The organism is Blastococcus sp. SYSU D00922 (assembly GCF_054050495.1).
In genome coordinates, this window is sequence record NZ_JBJGZL010000002.1 from 31,255 (window position 1) to 50,295 (window position 19,041).

Sequence of the window (19,041 nt, forward strand, 5' to 3'; positions counted from 1 at the left end):
AGGCACGCACGATCCCCGCGGCCGGTGCCGGCCGCGGCGCGGCTCAGCCCTTCACCGCCCCTTGGAGCCCGCTCACGATGCGCCGCTGCATCGCGAGGAACAGCACCAGCGCGGGGATCATCGCCAGCGTCGTGAAGGCGAGCACGCCGGCGGTGTCGGCCGAGTGCTCGGTCGAGTAGTCGGCCACGCCCAGGGGAAGGGTGCGCATCTCGCCCTGCAGCAGCAGGAGCGGGAGCAGGTAGGCGTTCCAGGACGCGACGAACGCGAGCACGCCCACCGTCACCAGCCCGGGCATGCACAGGGGCAGCGCGATCCGGTAGAAGATCCGGATCCGGCCGGCGCCGTCGAGCATCGCGGCTTCCTCGAGCTCCTTGGGCAGGGCCATCAGGAAGGGCCGCAGGATCACGACCGTGGTCGGCAGCGCGAACGCCGCCTGCGGGAGGGCAACCCCCCACCAGGTGTTGCCCAGCTGCAGGTCGCGGGTCACGAGGATGAACAGCGGGACGATCGCCACCGCCGCCGGGAAGAGCAGACCCAGGACGAACACCAGGAACAGCGGCTCCCGGAGCTTGAACTGGTAGCGCGCCAGCGGGTAGGCGGCCATCACGCCCGCGATGACGGCCACCGCGGTCGTGATGAGCGCGATCACCGTGGAGTTGACGGCGTACTGCCAGAAGTCCGGGTTGGTGAGGACGCCCTCGTAGTTGCGCACGACCCAGGGGTCGGGGAGCGCGGCGGGGTCGCGCGCCAGCTGCTCGTTGCTGCGGAAGCCGCCGAGCGCGCCGTAGATGACCGGCCCGAGGGTCAGCGCCACCACCGCGAGCGCCACGAGGTAGACGAACGGGCCGCCCCGTCCGTACGACGTCGACCGGCGGGCCCGCCCGCGGGCCGTCCGCGCCGGTGCCTGCGCTGTCGCGGTCATGCGTCCGCCTTCGTGTCGCGCCGGAGGACCAGGAACTGGTAGGCGACGGCCATGGCGAACCCGATCAGGAACAGGATCACCGACGCGGCCCCGGCGATGCCGAAGTTGCTGCGCTGGGTGCCCTGGCTGATCAGGTAGGTGGCCATCGTCGTGGTCGCGTTCGCCGGACCGCCGCCGGTGAGGATCCAGACCATGTCGAACAGCTGGAGCGACCCGATCATCGAGAGGAAGCACCAGGTCCGGATGGTCGGGGCGATGAGCGGGATCGCGATGCGCCGCTGCACCTGCCACCACGAGGCCCCGTCGAGCTGGGCCGCCTCGTGCAGCTCGTCGGGCACGCCCTGCAGCCCGGCGAGGAAGAGCAGCACCGCCAGCCCGAGGTACTTCCACGTCAGGACGACGAACACGGTGGCCAGGGCGATGTCGGGGGTGCCGAGGAAGCCCTGCTCGGGGGCCGGGATCCCGACCCACCCGAGCATGGTCTCGAGCAGGCCGGTGCGCGGCTGGAGGAGCTGGAACCACACGACGCCGGCGATCACCTCGGCCAGCACGTAGGGGACGAAGATGATCGTCCGCAGCAGGCCGCGGCCGCGGATGCGGCGGTTGAGCAGCAGTGCCAGCGCCAGGCCCAGCGGCAGCTGCACCAGGATCGACGCGAACACGATGAGGAAGTTGTGCATGACCGCGTCGGTGAAGACCTCGTCGTTCAGCACGCGGACGTAGTTGTCCAGGCCCACGAAGTCGTCCATGGGGCCGAAGCCCTTCCAGCGGAAGAACGACATCCGGGCCGCGGAGTAGACCGGGTAGACGACGAAGGTCGCCATCAGCGCGAGGGCCGGCGCCACGAAGAGCAGGATCTCCAGGCGCTCACGACGCTTCCCCGCACCGGAACGGCCGGTCACCCGGCGCCCGTCCGAGCGCCGGGTGACCGCTGCGCCGGGGGTTGTTGCCTCCGTCGGCGCAGCGGTCACCGGTGTGCTCATCGAGAGATCACTTCTCCTGGTCCGCAGCCTCTTGCGTCTCCGTCACGATGTCCTCCGGGGTCGCCTGACCCGCGAAGAGCAGGGCGACCGCGTCGTTCATCGCGCCACCGACCGAGGCACCGAAGGCCGTGTCGAAGTAGAGCTGGACGAACGGCGCCGCGTCGCGGACCGCGAGGAGACCGGCCAGCGCCGGGTCGGTCACGGAGTCCGAGGCGGCCGGGTTGGTCGGCAGACCCATGTCGTTCTCCGCGAAGCCCTGCTGCACCTCGTCGGAGAGCAGGTACTTGACCAGGTCGACGGCCTCGTCGGGCGCGGACTCCGCGACCGCCCAGGCGTCACCACCGCCGAGCGCGGCCTCGGGGTCACCGTCGCCGCCCTCGACCGCCGGGAACGGGAACCACCCGGTCTTGTCGCCCAGGCCCTCGCCGTTCTCGGTGAGGCCCTGCATGACGCCGGGCTCCCAGTGGCCCTGCAGCTCCATCGCGACCTGCCCGGTGGCGAGCAGGCCCGAGGCGGAGGTGGCACCCTCCTGCGCCGGCGTCGTCAGGAAGCCGGGGTTGAAGGGCTCGGTCTCGACCAGGCCCTGCACCGCCTCGCCGGCCTGGACGAAGCACTCGTCCGAGAAGTCGAGGCTGGTGACCGCGTCGGTCAGCACGTCCTCGCCGCAGGAGCGCAGCGCCGTGTAGTACCAGTAGTGGGCGGCGGGCCACTTGTCGCCCGCGCCGACCGAGATCGGCGTGATGCCCGCGCCCTTGAGCGTGTCGACCGTGGACGCCAGCTCCTCCATCGTGGTCGGCGGCGCCGTGATCCCCGCCTGCTGGAAGAGCTCGGTGTTGTACCAGAAACCGACGACGCCGACGGAGAACGGCAGCGCGTAGGTCTTGCCGTCGACCTGCCAGCCGGCCAGCGTGCCGGCGTTGAGCTTGCCGATCTCCTCCGACGCGTCCTCCGACAGATCGCGGACCAGGCCGGCCTCGACGTGGTCGGCCAGCTCGCCGCCGCCACGCTCCATGTACACGTCCGGCACGTCGCCGCTCTGGAAGGCGGCCTCCAGCTTGTCGACCATGTCCTCGTGCGCCATGGCGACGACCTCGACGTCCACGCCGGGGTGGTCCTTCTCGAAGTCCTCGGCGACCTGCTCGTAGTAGCCCTTGCCGGGCTCGTTGTTCGAGTTGTGCCACCAGGTGATCGTGTTGTCGTCTCCCGACGCGCTGCTGTCATCCCCACCGCCACAGGCAGTGGCCGTCAGCAGCACCGCGCTGCTGCAGAGCACCGACAGAGCTGCTCGCCCCGAACGCCGCATTCTGAAACCCCTTCGTTCCACCGCACGCCGCCAGTGGCGTGGGACACAGCGCAGAAGATGGCAGGGCGCGCTTGGCAATGTCAAACGTTGTCGATAACGTTTTCGCTGTGACCTGCTCCACTGCCGCCGACGAGCTGCGGCGATCCGACGTCATTCTGACGGTGCGCCGCCCCGACGGCTCGCCCTGCCCGGACACGGACGTGCTGGTCGAGCAGGTGCGGCACGAGTTCGCCTTCGGGAACATCGGCTTCGACTTCGTCGGCCTGGCCAACGGCGAGCACGGCGAGGGGCGGGAGAACGTCTTCGGCGGCGCCGACCCCGAGGCTGCCAAGCGCCTCGAGGAACTCTGGCTCGACGTGTTCAACACAGCGACCCTCCCGTTCTACTGGGCGGGCTTCGAGCCGGTGGAGGGCGAGCCGGACACGCGGCGCCTGCAGGCCGCGGCCGCCTGGTTCCGCGACCGCGGCGTGTCGGTCAAGGGCCACCCGCTGGTCTGGCACACCCTCGCGCCCGACTGGCTGAGGGGCCGCCCCGCCGACGAGGTCGAGCAGACCGTGCGGGCGCGGGTCCGGCGCGAGGCCGGCTCGTTCGCCGGGCTGGTCGACACCTGGGACGCGATCAACGAGGTCGTGATCATGCCGGTCTTCTCGAACGAGGAACGGCAGAACGCGATCACCGCGCTGTGCCGGCGCATCGGCCGGATCCCGACCATCCGGCTGGCCTTCGAGGAGGCGCGCGGGGCGAACCCCGCGGCCACGCTGGTCCTCAACGACTTCAACCTGTCGACGGCGTACGAGTGCCTGATCGAGGGCGTCCTCGAGGCCGGCCTGCAGGTCGACGCCATCGGCCTGCAGAGCCACATGCACCAGGGCTACTGGGGCGAGGAGCGCACGCAGGAGGTCCTCGAGCGCTTCGCCCGCTACGGCCTGCCGCTGCACTGGACGGAGACGACGCTCGTCTCCGGCGACCTGATGCCGCCGGAGATCGTCGACCTCAACGACCACCAGGTCGCCGAGTGGCCCTCCACGCCCGAGGGCGAGGAGCGGCAGGCCGACGACGTCGCCCGCCACTACGGCACGCTGCTGGCGCACCCCGCGGTCGAGGCCGTGACCTACTGGGGCATCACCGACCGGGGCGCCTGGCTGAACGCGCCCGCCGGTCTGGTGCGCGCCGACGGGACGCCCAAGCCCGCCTACGACGCCCTCCGCGGGCTCGTGAAGGGCGACTGGTGGCTGCCGCCGACCCGGCTGCGGACCGACGCCGACGGTCGCGTCGCGGTGCGGGGCTGGCCCGGCGAGTACAGGGTGTCGGCCGGGGACTCCTCCGCGACGTGGACCCTGCGACGCGGAGAGCCGTCGCCCGAGACCACCCTGGCCTGACGGCCGGACCCAGCACCACCCAGACCAGGCGACGGCCCCGGCCGGTCGCAGCTGCAACGACGGACAGGACGGACTTCCACGCACATGGGCACCAACGTCGACATCGATCCCGCGCCGTGGCGCGACCGGGAGGTCCCGGCCGAGGCGCGGGTCGCCGACCTCATCGGGCGCATGACGCTCGAGGAGAAGGTCGCCCAGCTCTACGGCGTGTGGGTGGGCATCGACGCGACCGAGGGCGAGGTGGCCCCGCACCAGCACGAGATGGCCGCGGCGCCGGTCGACTGGGACGCCCTCATCGCGAGCGGCCTCGGTCAGCTGACCCGGCCGTTCGGCACGGCGCCGGTCGACCCGCTCCTGGGCGCGAAGGGGCTGGCGGAGAGCCAGCGCCAGATCATGGCGGCCGGCCGCTTCGGCATCCCCGCGCTGGTGCACGAGGAGTGCCTCACCGGCCTGGCGGCGTGGACGGCGACGGTGTTCCCCTCGCCGCTGTGCTGGGCGGCCAGCTTCGACCCCGAGCTCGTCGAGCGGATGGGCGCGCAGATCGGGGCGAGCATGCGGAAGCTCGGCGTCCACCAGGGGCTCGCACCCGTCCTGGACGTCGTCCGGGACCTGCGCTGGGGTCGGGTCGAGGAGACCATGGGCGAGGACCCGCACCTCGTCGGCACCATCGGCAGCGCCTACGTGCGCGGTCTGGAGTCCAGCGGCGTCGTCGCCACGCTCAAGCACTTCGTCGGCTACTCGGCGTCCCGCGCGGGGCGAAACCTCGCGCCGGTCTCGGCCGGTCCCCGCGAGATCGCCGACGTCCTCCTCCCGCCCTTCGAGATGGCGCTGCGCGCGGGCGCGCGGTCGGTCATGAACTCCTACACGGACATCGACGGGGTGCCCTCGGCCGGCGACCCGGCGCTGCTCACCACGCTGCTGCGCGGCACCCTCGGGTTCACCGGCACCGTCGTCGCCGACTACTTCTCCATCGCCTTCCTCCAGACCCTGCACGGGGTGGCCGCGTCGCCGGCCGAGGCGGCCGGGCTGGCCCTGGAGGCGGGCATCGACGTGGAGCTGCCGACGGTCAGCACCTTCGGCGACCCGCTCGTCGAGGCGCTCCGGAGCGGCGCCGTCGACGAGGCGCTGGTCGACCGGGCGCTGCGCCGGGTCCTGCTGCAGAAGTGCGAGCTCGGCCTGCTCGACCCCGACTGGTCGCCGGACGCGCCCGCCGTCGTCGACGGCCAGGTCGACCTCGACTCGCAGGCATCGCGGGAGGTCGCCGGCGAGCTGGCGCGCCGGTCGGTGGTGCTCCTCGCCAACGACGGGACGCTGCCGCTGCGGGACGGTCTGCGCCTGGCGGTGGTCGGCCCCCGCGCCGACACCGCGCAGGCGATGCTCGGCTGCTACTCGTTCCCCATGCACGTGGGGGTCCACCACCCCGACGTCGCCGTGGGCGTGGACATCCCGTCGGTCGCCGACGCGCTGCGGGCGTCGCCGGCGGCCTACGACGTCGTGGTCGCCCAGGGGTGCCCGGTCCTCGGTGGCGACGACGAGGGCATCGAGGCCGCGGTGCGTGCCGCCGCCGACGCCGACGTGTGCGTCGCGGTGCTGGGCGACCAGGCCGGCCTGTTCGGCAACGGCACGTCCGGCGAGGGCTGCGACGCCGCCGACCTCCGTCTCCCTGGCCGCCAGGAGGAGCTGCTGGAGGCCCTCCTCGCCACCGGCACCCCGGTCGTGCTGGTCCTCCTCGTCGGCCGGCCCTACGAGCTCTCGCGGCAGGTCGACCGGCTCGCCGCGGTCGTCTGCGGGTTCTTCCCCGGTGAGGAGGGCGGCCCCGCGCTCGCCGACGTCCTGAGCGGGCGGGTGTCGCCCTCGGGACGGCTGCCGGTCAGCTTCCCGCGGGCGGAGGGCAGCCAGCCCGGGACCTATCTGGCGGCGGCGCTGGGCCGGCGCACCGACGTGAGCGTCGTGGACCCGACCCCGCTGTTCCCGTTCGGGCACGGCCTGGGCTACGGCTCCGCGACCTGGACCGGGGTCCGGGCGGTGAACGGGCCGGAGTGGTCGACCGACGGCACCGGCGAGATCGAGGTCGAGCTGCGCAACGAGACCGACCGCGAGGTCACCGAGGTCGTCCAGGTCTACCTGCACGACGTGGCCGCCGAGGTGGTCCGCCCGGTGCAGTCGCTGCTCGCCGCCCGTCGGGTCGACCTCGCGCCGGGCTCGGCCGCGACGGTCCGGTTCGCGCTGCACGCCGACCTCACGTCCTTCACCGGGCGGGACGGCGCACGGATCGTGGAGCCGGGTGAGGTGGAGCTGCGGGTGGGCGCCTCCAGCGCCGACGTGCGGGAGGTGCTGCGGTTCACGCTCACCGGCGGCCGCCGCACGGTCGGTCCGGACCGCCGGCTGCACCCCGAGAGCGCCGTCCGGCTCACGACGGGCGACTGATGCCGCACACCGACCTCCCGCTGGAGGAGCTGCGGGGCTACGACCCGCAGCTCCCCGCTCCCGCCGACCTCCGGGAGTTCTGGGACGCCACCCTCGGCGAGGCCGCCGGGCGGCCGCTGGACGTGACGTCCGCCCCGGTGGACTCGGGCCTGGTCGCGGTCGAGACCCACGACGTGTGCTTCGCCGGCTTCGGCGGCTCGCCGGTGCGGGCCTGGCTGCACCTGCCCGCCCGGGCGCTGCGCGGGGACGGCCCGCTGCCCGGCGTCGTCCAGTTCCAGGGCTACAACGGCGGCCGGGGGCTGGCCCACGAGCACGTCTTCTGGGCCGCCGCCGGGTTCGCCCACCTGGTCGTCGACACGCGGGGGCAGGGCAGCGGCTGGGCCGTGGGGGAGACCGGGGACCCGGTGGGGTCACCGGCCGCCCAGCCGGGCTTCCTGACCCGGGGGATCGAGGACCCGCACGACTACTACTACCGCCGCGTCTACACCGACGCGGTCCGGGCGCTCGAGGTGCTGCGGGGCCACCCGGAGGTCGACGGCGAGCGCGTCTCGGTGACCGGCATCAGCCAGGGCGGGGGCATCGCGCTGGCCGTCTCCGCGCTCGCGGACGGGGTGGCGGCGGTCCTGCCCGACGTGCCGTTCCTCTGCGACTTCCCGCGGGCCGCGCGGATCGCCGCCGGCGACCCGTACGGCGAGATCGCGCGCTACCTCAAGGCCCACCGCGACCGGGTGGAACTCGTCTTCGGGACGCTGAGCTACTTCGACGCGGCGGTGCTGGCCCGCTGGTCGTCGGCCCCGGCGCTGTTCTCCGTCGCCCTCATGGACGAGATCTGCCCACCGTCGACGGTGTTCGCCGCCCACGCCGCCTACGGCGGTCCGAAGGAGATCTCGGTCTACCCGTTCAACGACCACGAGGGCGGTGAGGCCCACCACCAGCGCGAGCAGCTCGCCTGGCTGCGCGGTGTCCTCGCCGTCCCCGCCCCGCACGCCTGAACGACCCGCACCACCCACGACACCCGACACCCGGCGACGCGGCCGGGGGAGCAGGAGCAGGACATGGCAACGGTCACCTACGAGAAGGCGACGCGGGTCTACCCCGGCGCGGAGCGCGCCGCGGTGGACGCGCTCGACCTCACCGTCGAGGACGGCGAGTTCCTGGTCCTGGTGGGCCCGTCCGGCTGCGGCAAGTCGACGTCGCTGCGGATGCTCGCCGGGCTGGAGGACGTCACCGACGGGCGGATCCTCATCGGCGACCGCGACGTCACCGACGTGGCGCCCAAGGACAGGGACATCGCGATGGTGTTCCAGAACTACGCGCTCTACCCGCACATGACCGTGGCCGACAACATGGGCTTCGCGCTCAAGATCGCCGGCATGGGCAAGGCCGAGATCGCCTCGCGGGTGAAGGAGGCGGCCGCGCTGCTCGACCTCGAGGAGTACCTCGACCGCAAGCCGAAGGCGCTCTCGGGCGGGCAGCGCCAGCGCGTGGCCATGGGCCGGGCGATCGTGCGCCAGCCGCAGGTCTTCCTCATGGACGAGCCGCTGTCCAACCTCGACGCCAAGCTGCGCGTGCAGACCCGCACGCAGATCGCCCAGCTGCAGCGCCGGCTCGGGATCACCACCGTCTACGTCACCCACGACCAGGTCGAGGCCATGACGATGGGCGACCGCGTCTGCGTGCTCAAGGACGGCCTGCTCATGCAGGTGGGCCGGCCGCGAGAGCTCTACGACCGGCCGCGCAACGTGTTCGTCGCCGGCTTCATCGGCTCGCCGGCCATGAACCTGTTCACGCTGCCGGTGGTGGACGGGGGCGTCGTCTTCGGCGACGTCGTGCACCCGGTCGCCCGGGACGTCCTGGGCCAGGCGACGGACTCGCAGGTGGTCCTGGGTGTGCGGCCGGAGGACCTAGAGGTGTCCGCGCACGGGCTGCCGGTCGAGGTCGACGTGGTCGAGGAGCTCGGCGCCGACGCCTACGTCTACGGGCGGACCCGGCTCGGCGACGGGGAGCACCAGATCACCGCGCGCGTCGACGGCCGGCGGCCGCCGGCCAAGGGCGAGGTACTGCACGTGACCCCGCGCGAGGGCCACGTCCACCTGTTCGACGTCGGGAGCGGCGAGCGCCTGGGCGGCTGACCGGCGGTCAGCTCCCGCCTGCTCCGGGCAGCCGGGCGTCGTCGGCGGTGACCCAGACCTCGACGATGCGGTCGCCGTCGAACCGGTACATCGAGAACTCGTCGGTGGTCACCGGCCGCCCGGTGGGCTCGGCGCCGCGCCACTGCCCGAGGTGGGTGCCGGTGTCCCGGAAGTGGACGGCGATCCACGGGTCCTCGACGACGGTGTGCCGGACCTCCCAGCGGTAGTCCGGGAAGGCCCGGTGCACCGCCTGCAGGTCCGCGACGTACTCGGCGGCCGTCCGCGGCGTCCCGTTCACCTCGACGACGTCGCCCAGGAACGGCGGCAGCTCGTCGAACGCGTGCCGGTTGCAGACGTCGTTGTAGGCCAGGTAGCGGGCGAGTATCGCCTCGCGGCCGGCGGTCACGGGAGCAGCCTGGCAGCCGCGGGCGCGGCGTGCTCGACGGGCGAAACTAGACTCGACGGGGCGCCGGCGATCCGGACGCCGCACCACGAACGAGGAGAGTGCATGGCCGTCCGAGCCATCCGGGGCGCGACGCAGGTCGACGCCGACGACCGGGAGCAGGTGCTCGAGGCCACCCGCGAGCTGGTCACCACCGTGCTGGAGCGCAACGAGCTCGGCCACGACGACGTGATCAGCATCCTGTTCACCGCCACGCCCGACCTGGTGTCGGAGTTCCCGGCGCTGGCCGCGCGCGAGCTCGGGATGGGCGACGTGCCGCTCATGTGCGCCACCGAGATCGACGTCGCGCACGCGCTCCCGCGGGTGCTGCGGCTCATGGCGCACGTCGAGACGGCGAAGCCGCGGTCGGCGATCCAGCACGTGTACCTGCGCGGCGCGACCGCCCTGCGACGGGACATAGCCCAGTGAGCGAGCGCCAGCGAGCGGCTCGCACCGGGCTGGGGGATCGCCCGGTGACCGCGACGTTCCGGGGGCAGGTGACCCTCGACGGGCCGTCGGGCACCGGCAAGTCCACCGTCGCCCGCGGTGTCGCGGCCCGCCTCGGCGCCGCCTACCTCGACACCGGCGCCATGTACCGGGCCGCCACGGTCGCCGTGCTCGACGCCGGGATCGATCCCGAGAACGCCGACGCCGTCGAGCGGACGGTGTCCGCCGCCCGCATCGAGGTGGGCACCGAGGCCGGGACGGAGGTGGTGCTCGTCGACGGCGTGGACGTCGCCACGCGCATCCGCGGCGCCGAGGTGACCCGGAACGTCTCCGCCGTCTCCGCGGTGCCCGCCGTCCGCCGGCAGCTCGTCGACCAGCAGCGCGCCCTGGTGGCCGCGGCCGACGCCGTCGTCGTGGAGGGCCGCGACATCGGCACCGTCGTCCTGCCGCAGGCGACGCTGAAGATCTACCTGACCGCGGCGCCCGAGGTGCGGGCCGAGCGCCGGGCCGGTCAGCTGGGCATCACCGACCCGGCGGAGATCGCCGCCCTCGCGGCGGACCTGCGGCGTCGCGACGAGTACGACAGCAGCCGGGCCGACAGCCCGCTGCGCCCGGCGGAGGACGCTGTGGTCGTGGACAGCACCGACCTGGACCAGCAGGGCGTCATCGAGCGCATCCTCGAGCTGGCGGCCGTCGGAGCGGGGGAGCGGGCATGAGCGAGGAGCAGAGCGGGCCGCTGCCGGTCGTCGCGATCGTCGGCCGGCCCAACGTCGGAAAGTCCACGCTGGTCAACCGGTTCCTGGGCCGCCGCGCCGCCGTCGTCCAGGACACCCCCGGGGTGACCCGCGACCGGATCAGCTACGAGGCGCTGTGGAACGGCAAGCGGTTCACCGTCGTCGACACCGGCGGCTGGGACCCCAAGGCCGCCGGCCTCGGTGCGGCGATCACCCGCCAGGCCGAGTACGCGATGAAGACCGCCGACGTCATCGTCTTCGTCGTCGACAGCCAGGTGGGCGCCACCGACACCGACCTGGCCGCCGCGCGCATCCTGCGCCGCAGCGACCGGCCGGTGATCCTGGTGGCCAACAAGGTCGACGACGAGCGCAGCGAGGCCAACGCCGCCGAGCTGTGGTCCCTCGGCATGGGGGAGCCGCAGCCGGTCAGCGCGCTGCACGGCCGGTCCAGCGGCGACCTGCTCGACCTCGTCCTCGAGGCCATGCCGGACGCGCCGCGCGAGCAGGAGGGCGAGGGCGGCCCCCGGCGGGTGGCGCTGGTCGGCCGCCCCAACGTCGGCAAGTCCAGCCTGATCAACCGGCTGGCCAAGGAGGAGCGCTCGGTCGTCGACTCCGTGGCCGGCACCACCGTCGACCCGGTCGACTCGATCGTCACCCTCGGCGGCGAGGAGTGGCGGTTCGTCGACACCGCCGGCCTGCGCCGCAAGGTCAACACCGCCAGCGGCATGGAGTACTACGCCAGCCTGCGCACCGAGGCCGCCATCCAGGCGGCCGAGGTGGCCGTCGTCCTCCTGGCCGCCGACGAGGTGATCAGCGAGCAGGACCAGCGGGTGATCAGCCAGGTCGTCGAGGCCGGCCGGGCCCTGGTCATCGCGATCAACAAGTGGGACACCCTCGACGAGGACCGCCACTACCAGCTGGAGAAGGAGATCGAGCGGGAGCTCGCGCGGGTCCGGTGGGCCAGCCGGGTGAACATCTCGGCGAGCACCGGGCGCGGCGTGAACAAGCTGGCCGGTCACCTCCGGTCGGCGCTGGCCTCGTGGGAGTCGCGGGTGCCGACGGCGGAGCTGAACACCTTCGTCCGGGCGCTCGTGCAGGAGACGCCGCCGCCCGCGCGCGGCGGCCGCGCGCCCAAGATCAAGTACGTGACGCAGGCCGACGTCCGCCCGCCGCGGTTCGTCGTGTTCTCCACGGGGTTCCTGGAGGCCGGCTACCGGCGGTTCCTCGAGCGCAAGCTGCGCGAGCGCTGGGGTTTCGAGGGGACGCCGATCGAGGTGTCGGTCAAGGTGCGCGAGGGCCGGGGGAGCGACCGGGGCAAGGGCTGACCCCGGCGACCCTCAGCCCCCCGGCCGGACGTCCTGGGCGGCGTCCTGGTCGCTCCGCGGTGACGGCACCTGCGCGCCGTCCGCCCCGGGGTGCCGCACGTACCCCGGCTCGTCCCGGTGCTGCGCCAGCCTGCTGGGCCACCACATCCACCGGCCGACGTCGAGGTTGAGCGCGGTGACCAGCACCGAGCGGACGACCATGGTGTCCAGGAGCACCCCGAGGGCGACCGCGATGCCCAGCTGGGTGAGGAAGGTCAGCGGCAACGTGCCCAGCACCGCGAACGTCGCCGCGAGCACCAGCCCCGCCGAGGTGATGACGCCGCCGGTGGCCGCCAGCGCGATCAGCGCCGCCCGCCGGGTGCCGTGGTCGTGCGCCTCCTCCCGCACCCGGGTCATCAGGAAGATGTTGTAGTCGATGCCCAGGGCGACGAGGAACACGAAGACGAACAGCGGGAACGCGCTGTCGGTGGCGCTGACGTCGATCGTCCAGTCGAAGATCAGCGCGCTGATCCCCAGCGCCGCGCCGAAGGACAGGACGACTGTCGCCACGAGGATGAGCGGGGCGACGACGGCCCGGAGCAGCACGCCGAGGACCAGCAGCACCACCAGCATGACCAGCGGGATGATCACCCGGTTGTCGCGCTGCGAGGCGGTCTGGACGTCGAGGTTGATGGCCGTGTTCCCACCCACCAGGGCCTGGCCGTCACCCACGTCGTCCAGCTGGACCCGCAGAGACCGGACGGTGTCGTAGGCGGCCTCGCTGTCGGCGGGGTCGGCGAGCTCGGCCTCGATGATGGCGTCGTCGCCGACGACCTGCGGCTCGGCGACGTCGGCGATGCCGTCGTTCGCCGCGACGGCCGCCGCGACCTCGTCCGCGTCGTCGGCGGTGGTGAGCACGTGCACGGGGTTGCCCGCCGCGGCGGGGAAGTGCTCGGCCGCCACCTCGTCGCCGGCGACCGACTCCGGGGTGCCGCGGAACGACTCGGCCGCGGTGAGGCCCTTCGCGTTGAGGGTGAACAGCCCCAGGCAGGCGACCAGCAGCACCGCGCTGGTCCCGACCCAGACGACGCGGGGCCGCGGCTGGATGCGGGTGCCGATCCGCGACCAGAAGCCGGAGGCGCTCGGCTCGGCGCTGCCGAGGGTCGGCCGCACCGGCCAGAACACCCACCGGCCGCAGATGACCAGGAGCGCCGGCAGGAGGGTCATGAGCACCGCGAGGGTCACCGCGATGCCGATGGCGGCGACGGGCCCGAGGCCCCGGGTCGAGTTCATGTCCGCGGCCAGCAGGCACAGCATCCCGAGGATGACGGTGCCGCCGCTGGCGAGCACCGCGGGTCCGGCGCGGTGGACGGCCTCCGTCATGGCCTCGTGCCGGTCGGCGTGCAGCCGCAGCTCCTCGCGGTAGCGGGCGACCAGCAGCAGGGCGTAGTCGGTGCCCGCGCCCACGACCAGGACGGTGAGGATGCTGGCGCTCTGGGCGTTGACGGTCAGGTCGGCGTACCGGGCGAGCAGGTAGATGAGCGCCTGCGAGCACTGCAGCGCGATGACGGCCGAGAAGATCGGCAGGATCCACAGGACCGGGCTGCGGTAGGTGACCAGCAGGATGAGGACGACCACGCCCAGGGCCGCGAACAGCAGGGTCGTGTCCAGGCCCGAGAAGGCCTCGGAGGAGTCGGCGGCGTTGCCGGCCGGACCGGCCACCCAGGAGTCGAGCCCGTCCGGTCCGTCGGAGGCCTCCGCACGCAGGTCGTCGACGATCGGGGCGATCGCCTCCCAGCCGTCCGCGCCGGGGTCGATGGGGACGATGACCTCCGCCGCCTGCCCGTCCTCCGACGGGATGGGCCCGACGACCTCTCCCTCGAGCCCCTCGGTGCTCCCGAAGGCCACGACGTCGTCCTGGATGGCGGCGAGGTCGTCGGCGGTGAGCCCGTCGGAGCGCTCGTAGACGACCACGGCGGGGACGACGTCGGGATCGGAGCCGAGCGCGATCTGCTGCTCCAGCGCGAGCGTGGACTCGGCGTCTCCCGGCAGCCACGAGGAGATCTCGTTGTCCTGCTGGTCGAGGAGACCGGCGGCCAGCGGCGTGGAGACCCCCGCCAGCACCAGCCAGAAGACCAGCACCACCCACTTCAGGCGTGGATGGCTGACCTTCGACGCGAACGACCTGCCCATGACGGAGACCTCCGGCACCCCACTGGCGTCCGCGCTCGGCTGCGCGGTGGAACCCCCGTGCCGCGACGCTATCGACGGCCGGGGGGAGCTGTCACCGGCTTTGCGAACGGTCCGGGGGGCGGCGAGGAGCGGAGAGCGGTGCGGTAACCTTCTCGGGCGGTCGAACGTCCGATCCGGACGGAGCGGCACGCGGGCTGTAGCGCAGCTTGGTAGCGCACTTGACTGGGGGTCAAGGGGTCGCAGGTTCAAATCCTGTCAGCCCGACAGCGCAGGCAGGGGCCGTGTCCGGACATCCGGGCGCGGCCCCTGATCTCGTCCTGGCCCGGCCCCGGCGGCGCGCTTGGGACCGGCCGGCCGTAGCGTCCGGGCCATCGGCGCCGAGGGCGCCCCGACGGCTGAGGAGCTCCGGCGTTGGCAGAGTTCGAGTACCTGTTCCGCGCACCGCGCAGCACCCCCGAGTCGCGCGGTGGCCGCCCACCGCAGCCGCGCGTGGAGCACCGCCCGGGCATGGTGATCGAGCGGGACGTCGCCGTCCCGTTCGGCGACGAGGGCCACGTGCTCTACGTCGACGTCTACCGGCCCGACACCGACGTCCCTGCGGCGCCGCTGATCAGCTGGTCGCCCTACGGCAAGCACAACCCGGCCCCGATCGGGCAGATCTACCCGAACGCCGGCGTCCGGCCGGAGTGGACCTCGGACCTGACCACGTTCGAGGCGCCCGATCCGGAGTACTGGCTGCCGCACGGCTACGCGCTGGTGCTCGCCGACTGCCCAGGCACCTGGTACTCCGAGGGCCGGGCCACCTACCACGCGCCGGAGGAGGCGCAGGCCTTCGCCGACCTGGTCGAGTGGGCCGGCACGCAGCCCTGGAGCGCGGGCAGGGTCGGGCTCTCCGGGGTCTCCTACCTGGCCAGCCTGCAGTGGCGGGTGGCCGCGCTGAACCCGCCGCACCTGGCGGCGATCAACCCGTGGGAGGGGTGGAACGACACCTACCGGGAGGTCGCTCGGCACGGCGGCATCCCCGAGACCTCGTTCTGGCCCTACATCTGGGAGCGGTGGGGGGCCAGCACCACCGAGATCGAGGACCTCGAGGCCGAGACCGCCGCCCACCCGTTCTTCGACGCGTTCTGGGCGTCCAAGGTGCCGCCCCTGGAGGACATCCGGGTGCCGGCCTACGTCGTCGCCAGCTGGGCCGACCAGGGGCTGCACTCCCGCGGCACGCTCGAGGGCTTCCGCCGGATCTCCTCGGAGCGCAAGTGGCTGGACGTCCACGGCCGGAAGAAGTGGGCGTACTACTACGAGCCCGAGCTGATCGAGCGCCAGCGGGCCTTCTTCGACCACTTCCTCCTCGACAAGCCCGACACCGGGATCGACTCCTGGCCGCGGGTGCGCGCCGAGGTGCGCGAGGCCTACTACCAGGGCACCTGGCGCGACGCCGAGGAGTGGCCGCTCGAGGACGTGGAGTACCGGCAGCTGTTCCTGCGGGCCGGGGACGGCTCGCTGAGCTGGGAGCCGCCGGGCGACGAGGAGGAGGTCGGCTACGACGGGCTGGGCAGCGGCCTGGCGCCCCGCCGGGCGACCTTCGAGATCACGTTCCCGGAGGCCGTCGAGCTCGTCGGCCACGTGAAGGCGGCGCTGTGGGTCTCGGCCGACGAGGCCGAGGACATGGACGTCTTCGTCGCGCTGTTCAAGCTCGACGCGCAGGGCCGGCAGGTCGGCTTCGCGTACTACGGGCAGTTCGACGACGGCCCGGTCGCCAACGGCTGGCTGCGGGTGTCCCACCGGGAACTGGACCCCGAGCGGTCCACCGACCACATGCCGGTGCTGGCGCACCAGCGGGAGCTGCCGCTCACCCCGGGTGAACCGACCCGGGTGGACATCGAGGTCTGGCCGTCGGGCACCCGCTTCGAGGCGGGGGAGAAGCTGCTCCTGGTCGTCCAGGGCAGCGACGTCATGCGCTACCCCGAGCACCTCACGTTCGCCCGGCACGCGCAGACGGTGAACGTGGGCCGCAACGTGGTCCACACCGGCGGCCGGTTCGACTCCCACCTGCTGGTGCCGGTGCTGCCCCCGCGCTGAGCTCCCGCCCGCGGTGCGGGTCCCGCGGTCATCCGGAACGGGTGGGTCGAGGCGGCGACGGGCGTCCCTACGGTCGCTGCGACGGCTCGTGGCCGGCCGCGGGGGCCGCCTCCCGGGCGGCGCGGCAGGGGAGGAGCGCCCACGGTGAGAGGCCCGGACCTCCGCACGACGGCCCGCCGGCTGGAGGGCTCGTTCCCCGGCCGCTGCCTCCGGCAGTTCGTCGCGATCCAGGGGCTCGATCGCGCCGTGGTGCTCTCGTCGCAGACCTTCACGACGCTCATCCCGTTGCTGCTGCTCGTGTCGGCCCTGGCCCCGGCCGGTCGACGGGACGTCGTGGCGCGCGCGATCATCCGGCGGTTCGAGCTGCGGGGTGACTCCGCCGACGCGGTGGAGGCGCTCTTCGCCCACGCGGGGGCAGCCTCGCTGGGAGTGGCCAGCGCGTCGCTGCTGCTCTTCTCCGGGTTCTCCCTGGCCCGCCGGATCCAGCGCATGTACCTGCAGGCATGGCGGCTGGACGCCGCTCCCGGGGTCGGGCACGCGATCGACGCGGCGTTGGGCCTCGCGGTGCTCGTCGCCGGGATCGCCGTGCTGTCCGGAGCGCGCGCGCTGGCCGGCCCCGGCCTGCAGGTGCCCGCGTCCCTGGTCGCCGGCCTCGTCGTCTGGACCACGCTCCCGTGGTTGCTGCTGCACCGCCGGATCGGCTGGCGGCGGCTCGTGCCGGGCGGCGCCCTGACCGCTGTGGGCACGAGCGTCTACGGCGCCGCCTCGACCGTGTACATGCCGCCGCTGCTCGAGTCCTACAGCGAGCGCTACGGGCTCTTCGGCGTCACGCTGGCCCTGATCGGCTGGCTGCTCGCCATCGCGCTGGTGGTGGTCGCCTCGACGGCGGTGGCCTCCGAGTTCGACCGGTTCGAGGCGCCCTGGGCACGTCGCGTCCGGCGCGGTCTGCGCGTTCCCGCGGGAGCCGGGCGGCAGGCACCCGGCGCCGGCCCGAGTGGAAGCGGTCTTGCGGGGTACTGACCCTGCGATCCGCGAGCGGATCAGCGGTCCAGTCCAGTCCGAGGGCGACCGAGCAGACGAGCAGGAGCCCACGTGGACCGGTCGCCGATCGGAGAGTCGGCAGCGGCGGTCGCCGTTGCGCTGGCATCCCACCCCTGGCGGGACTTCTCCGACCACATGCTGGCCAGGCGCGCCGTGGGCGCGATGGACCGGCACAGCGTCGTCGCCTTCCTCTCCGGTCTCCCCGGGGCCGACATCGGCGACGCGGACGAGCTCGAGCCGGTGGAGGCCGGCGACGGGCGCGTCGACGCGCTGGTCCGGGCGCTCGACGGCCGGCCGTGGCAGGACCGGTCCCTCGTCCACCTGTCGGTCGAGCTGACCTCCTCGGTGGCGGCCTGGCACGTCGCCCGCGACGCCGACGACCCGCGGCCGCGGAACGGCCGCTAGCCGCGTCGGCCGCGGGGCCGGTGGCGGTGGGTCCCCGTGCGGGACCCGGTGGTGGTCGGTGCCGGCGCCGCCCGCGCGTAGCGGGCGGCCAGCGGTCCCGCGCTCGCCCCGTGCGCCACGACGCTGAGGAGCACCGTGAGGGCGATGACCGCGACGACCTCGTCCGCCGCCGGGCCCAGCTCCTCCAAGGCGAGCAGGGCGAAGAGCAGGGACGCCAGCCCGCGGGGGCCGAACCAGCCGACGAAGGCCACCGTGGCGCGGGTCAGCCGGGCGCCGGCGAGGGCCAGCGCGACGGGCACCATCCGGACCACGGTCAGGCTGAGGACGGCGTACAGGACGGCGGACGCGGACGCACGGTCGACCATGATCGGCACCGCCACGGCGCCGAAGGCCGTCCACACGAGCAGCGACACGAGCGTGCCGGTCTGCTCCGTGAACGCCAGCTCGGCCGGCCCGCGCGGTCCCGCCGTCGCGCCGAAGGCCAGACCCGCGCAGAAGGCGGCGACGAAGCCGTTGCCGTGCGCGGCCAGAGCGGCGCCGTAGGCGGCGAGCGCGAGGGCGAGCACGGCGATCCCGGCGAAGCCCTCGGCGGCCCAGCCGCGCTCGCGCGAGCGGCGCAGCAGCCGCCCTCCACCCGCCCCCACGGCCAGGCCGGCGCCGGCCCCGACCAGCAGCTGGAGCAGCGCCTCGGGCAGGCCGGGTGCGTCGGCCAGACCGGCCGCGGACGCCGCGCCCGCCAGGGCGATCAGCACGACCGGGGTGGCGATGCCGTCGTTGAGGCCGCTCTCCACGGTGATCAGCCGGCGCACGTCCGCGGGCACCGCCGGATCGGTCACCACCGGGACGCCCAGGGCGGCATCGGTGGGGGCCAGCGCGGCACCCAGCAGGAGCGCCGTCCAGACGCCGAGACCCGGGACCAGCCAGGCGGCGAGGCCCCACCCCGCCAGCACGGTGAGCGGCAGGCCGATCGCGAGGAGGCGCACGCAGCGGGCGGCATCCGAGCGCAGCTCGCCGAGCGGGACGCGCGCCGCGTCGGAGAACAGGACCCAGACGAGCGTGATCTCCACCAGCGGACGCAGTGCCGGCACGACGTCGGCGGAGCCGACCACCCCGGTGGCACCGAGGAGAGCCCCGACCGCGACGAAGGCCATGGGAGCGGTGAGGTCCGCGCGCTGCAGCCGGGCGGACCCCGCACCCCACAGGAACACCGCGGTGGCGACGACGAGCACGGCCGCCTCCACGGCCGCCTA

Annotated in this window: 16 protein-coding genes and 1 tRNA gene; 11 read left to right on the forward strand and 6 right to left on the reverse strand. The window is 73.6% G+C overall.

The window, feature by feature from the left end; all coding sequences use genetic code 11:
• Window positions 1–43: 43 nt before the first annotated feature.
• From ACI78T_RS02735 to ACI78T_RS02745, 3 genes are all read right to left on the reverse strand, one after another.
• Window positions 44–922 carry a carbohydrate ABC transporter permease gene (locus tag ACI78T_RS02735; RefSeq protein ID WP_456556540.1) on the reverse strand — a complete coding sequence of 293 codons (879 nt, stop codon included), beginning with the start codon at window positions 920–922 and terminating at the stop codon, window positions 44–46.
• A complete protein-coding gene (locus ACI78T_RS02740; protein ID WP_456556541.1) occupies window positions 919–1,824 on the reverse strand; it encodes a carbohydrate ABC transporter permease in 906 nt (301 codons plus the stop codon). Before ACI78T_RS02740 ends, ACI78T_RS02735 begins: the two co-directional genes overlap by 4 nt.
• Window positions 1,825–1,912: 88 nt before the next feature.
• A complete protein-coding gene (locus tag ACI78T_RS02745) occupies window positions 1,913–3,178 on the reverse strand; it encodes an ABC transporter substrate-binding protein (RefSeq protein ID WP_456556542.1) in 1,266 nt (421 codons plus the stop codon).
• A gap of 137 nt (window positions 3,179–3,315) precedes the next feature.
• Here ACI78T_RS02745 and ACI78T_RS02750 point away from each other — a divergent pair, with 137 nt between their 5' ends.
• The 4 genes from ACI78T_RS02750 (at window position 3,316) to ACI78T_RS02765 (ending at window position 9,146) form a co-directional block, all read left to right on the forward strand.
• Window positions 3,316–4,587, forward strand: a complete 1,272-nt coding sequence (locus tag ACI78T_RS02750; RefSeq protein WP_456556543.1) for an endo-1,4-beta-xylanase — start codon at window positions 3,316–3,318, stop codon at window positions 4,585–4,587.
• Window positions 4,588–4,671: 84 nt separating this feature from the next.
• A complete protein-coding gene (locus ACI78T_RS02755) occupies window positions 4,672–7,014 on the forward strand; it encodes a beta-xylosidase/alpha-l-arabinosidase (protein WP_456556544.1) in 2,343 nt (780 codons plus the stop codon).
• Window positions 7,014–8,006: an acetylxylan esterase gene (locus ACI78T_RS02760; protein ID WP_456556545.1), complete on the forward strand. Its 993-nt coding sequence runs from the start codon at window positions 7,014–7,016 to the stop codon at window positions 8,004–8,006. The genes ACI78T_RS02755 and ACI78T_RS02760 overlap by 1 nt, the downstream gene beginning before the upstream one ends.
• Before the next feature lie 63 nt (window positions 8,007–8,069).
• Window positions 8,070–9,146 carry an ABC transporter ATP-binding protein gene (locus ACI78T_RS02765; protein ID WP_456556546.1) on the forward strand — a complete coding sequence of 359 codons (1,077 nt, stop codon included), beginning with the start codon at window positions 8,070–8,072 and terminating at the stop codon, window positions 9,144–9,146.
• Between the two features lie 7 nt (window positions 9,147–9,153).
• Here ACI78T_RS02765 and ACI78T_RS02770 read toward each other — a convergent pair whose 3' ends face one another.
• A complete protein-coding gene (locus ACI78T_RS02770) occupies window positions 9,154–9,552 on the reverse strand; it encodes an ester cyclase (RefSeq protein ID WP_456556547.1) in 399 nt (132 codons plus the stop codon).
• A gap of 102 nt (window positions 9,553–9,654) precedes the next feature.
• On the opposite strand from ACI78T_RS02770, the gene aroH reads away from it, so the two are divergent.
• The 3 genes from aroH to der are packed head-to-tail and all read left to right on the forward strand — an operon-like array spanning window position 9,655 to window position 12,094.
• Window positions 9,655–10,017, forward strand: a complete 363-nt coding sequence (gene aroH, locus ACI78T_RS02775; RefSeq protein WP_456556548.1) for a chorismate mutase — start codon at window positions 9,655–9,657, stop codon at window positions 10,015–10,017.
• Between the two features lie 44 nt (window positions 10,018–10,061).
• Window positions 10,062–10,751 (forward strand): (d)CMP kinase, encoded by a 690-nt coding sequence (cmk, locus tag ACI78T_RS02780; RefSeq protein ID WP_456556549.1) that lies wholly within the window; start codon window positions 10,062–10,064, stop codon window positions 10,749–10,751.
• Entirely contained in the window at window positions 10,748–12,094 is a 1,347-nt protein-coding gene (gene der, locus ACI78T_RS02785) for a ribosome biogenesis GTPase Der (RefSeq protein ID WP_456556550.1), read from the forward strand. The genes cmk and der overlap by 4 nt, the downstream gene beginning before the upstream one ends.
• A 12-nt stretch (window positions 12,095–12,106) precedes the next feature.
• Here the strand turns inward: der and ACI78T_RS02790 are convergent, their stop codons facing one another.
• Window positions 12,107–14,266 (reverse strand): MMPL family transporter, encoded by a 2,160-nt coding sequence (locus tag ACI78T_RS02790; RefSeq protein WP_456556551.1) that lies wholly within the window; start codon window positions 14,264–14,266, stop codon window positions 12,107–12,109.
• Window positions 14,267–14,456: 190 nt separating this feature from the next.
• On the opposite strand from ACI78T_RS02790, the gene ACI78T_RS02795 reads away from it, so the two are divergent.
• From ACI78T_RS02795 to ACI78T_RS02810, 4 genes are all read left to right on the forward strand, one after another.
• Window positions 14,457–14,530, forward strand: a tRNA-Pro gene (locus ACI78T_RS02795).
• Window positions 14,531–14,677: 147 nt separating this feature from the next.
• Window positions 14,678–16,345 (forward strand): CocE/NonD family hydrolase, encoded by a 1,668-nt coding sequence (locus tag ACI78T_RS02800; protein ID WP_456556552.1) that lies wholly within the window; start codon window positions 14,678–14,680, stop codon window positions 16,343–16,345.
• A gap of 144 nt (window positions 16,346–16,489) precedes the next feature.
• On the forward strand, window positions 16,490–17,365 hold the full coding sequence (locus ACI78T_RS02805; protein ID WP_456556553.1) for a YhjD/YihY/BrkB family envelope integrity protein: 876 nt from the start codon (window positions 16,490–16,492) through the stop codon (window positions 17,363–17,365).
• A gap of 72 nt (window positions 17,366–17,437) precedes the next feature.
• Window positions 17,438–17,791, forward strand: coding sequence for a hypothetical protein (locus ACI78T_RS02810; RefSeq protein ID WP_456556554.1), 354 nt, complete (start codon window positions 17,438–17,440; stop codon window positions 17,789–17,791).
• Here the strand turns inward: ACI78T_RS02810 and ACI78T_RS02815 are convergent.
• The gene (locus ACI78T_RS02815; RefSeq protein ID WP_456556555.1) at window positions 17,788–19,020 is read right to left on the reverse strand and encodes a cation:proton antiporter domain-containing protein; all 1,233 of its coding nucleotides are present in this window, start codon (window positions 19,018–19,020) and stop codon (window positions 17,788–17,790) included. The two genes, ACI78T_RS02810 and ACI78T_RS02815, sit on opposite strands and share 4 nt — an antisense overlap.
• Window positions 19,021–19,041 lie beyond the last annotated feature (21 nt).

Excerpts from the sequence above, each read along its gene's own strand:
- ACI78T_RS02735 (WP_456556540.1), bottom strand. The coding sequence starts at position 922 with ATGACCGCGACAGCGCAGGCACCGGCGCGGACGGCCCGCGGGCGGGCC.
- ACI78T_RS02755 (WP_456556544.1), top strand. The coding sequence starts at position 4,672 with ATGGGCACCAACGTCGACATCGATCCCGCGCCGTGGCGCGACCGGGAG.
- ACI78T_RS02760 (WP_456556545.1), top strand. The coding sequence starts at position 7,014 with ATGCCGCACACCGACCTCCCGCTGGAGGAGCTGCGGGGCTACGACCCG.
- ACI78T_RS02765 (WP_456556546.1), top strand. The coding sequence starts at position 8,070 with ATGGCAACGGTCACCTACGAGAAGGCGACGCGGGTCTACCCCGGCGCG.
- aroH (WP_456556548.1), top strand. The coding sequence starts at position 9,655 with ATGGCCGTCCGAGCCATCCGGGGCGCGACGCAGGTCGACGCCGACGAC.
- der (WP_456556550.1), top strand. The coding sequence starts at position 10,748 with ATGAGCGAGGAGCAGAGCGGGCCGCTGCCGGTCGTCGCGATCGTCGGC.
- ACI78T_RS02790 (WP_456556551.1), bottom strand. The coding sequence starts at position 14,266 with ATGGGCAGGTCGTTCGCGTCGAAGGTCAGCCATCCACGCCTGAAGTGG.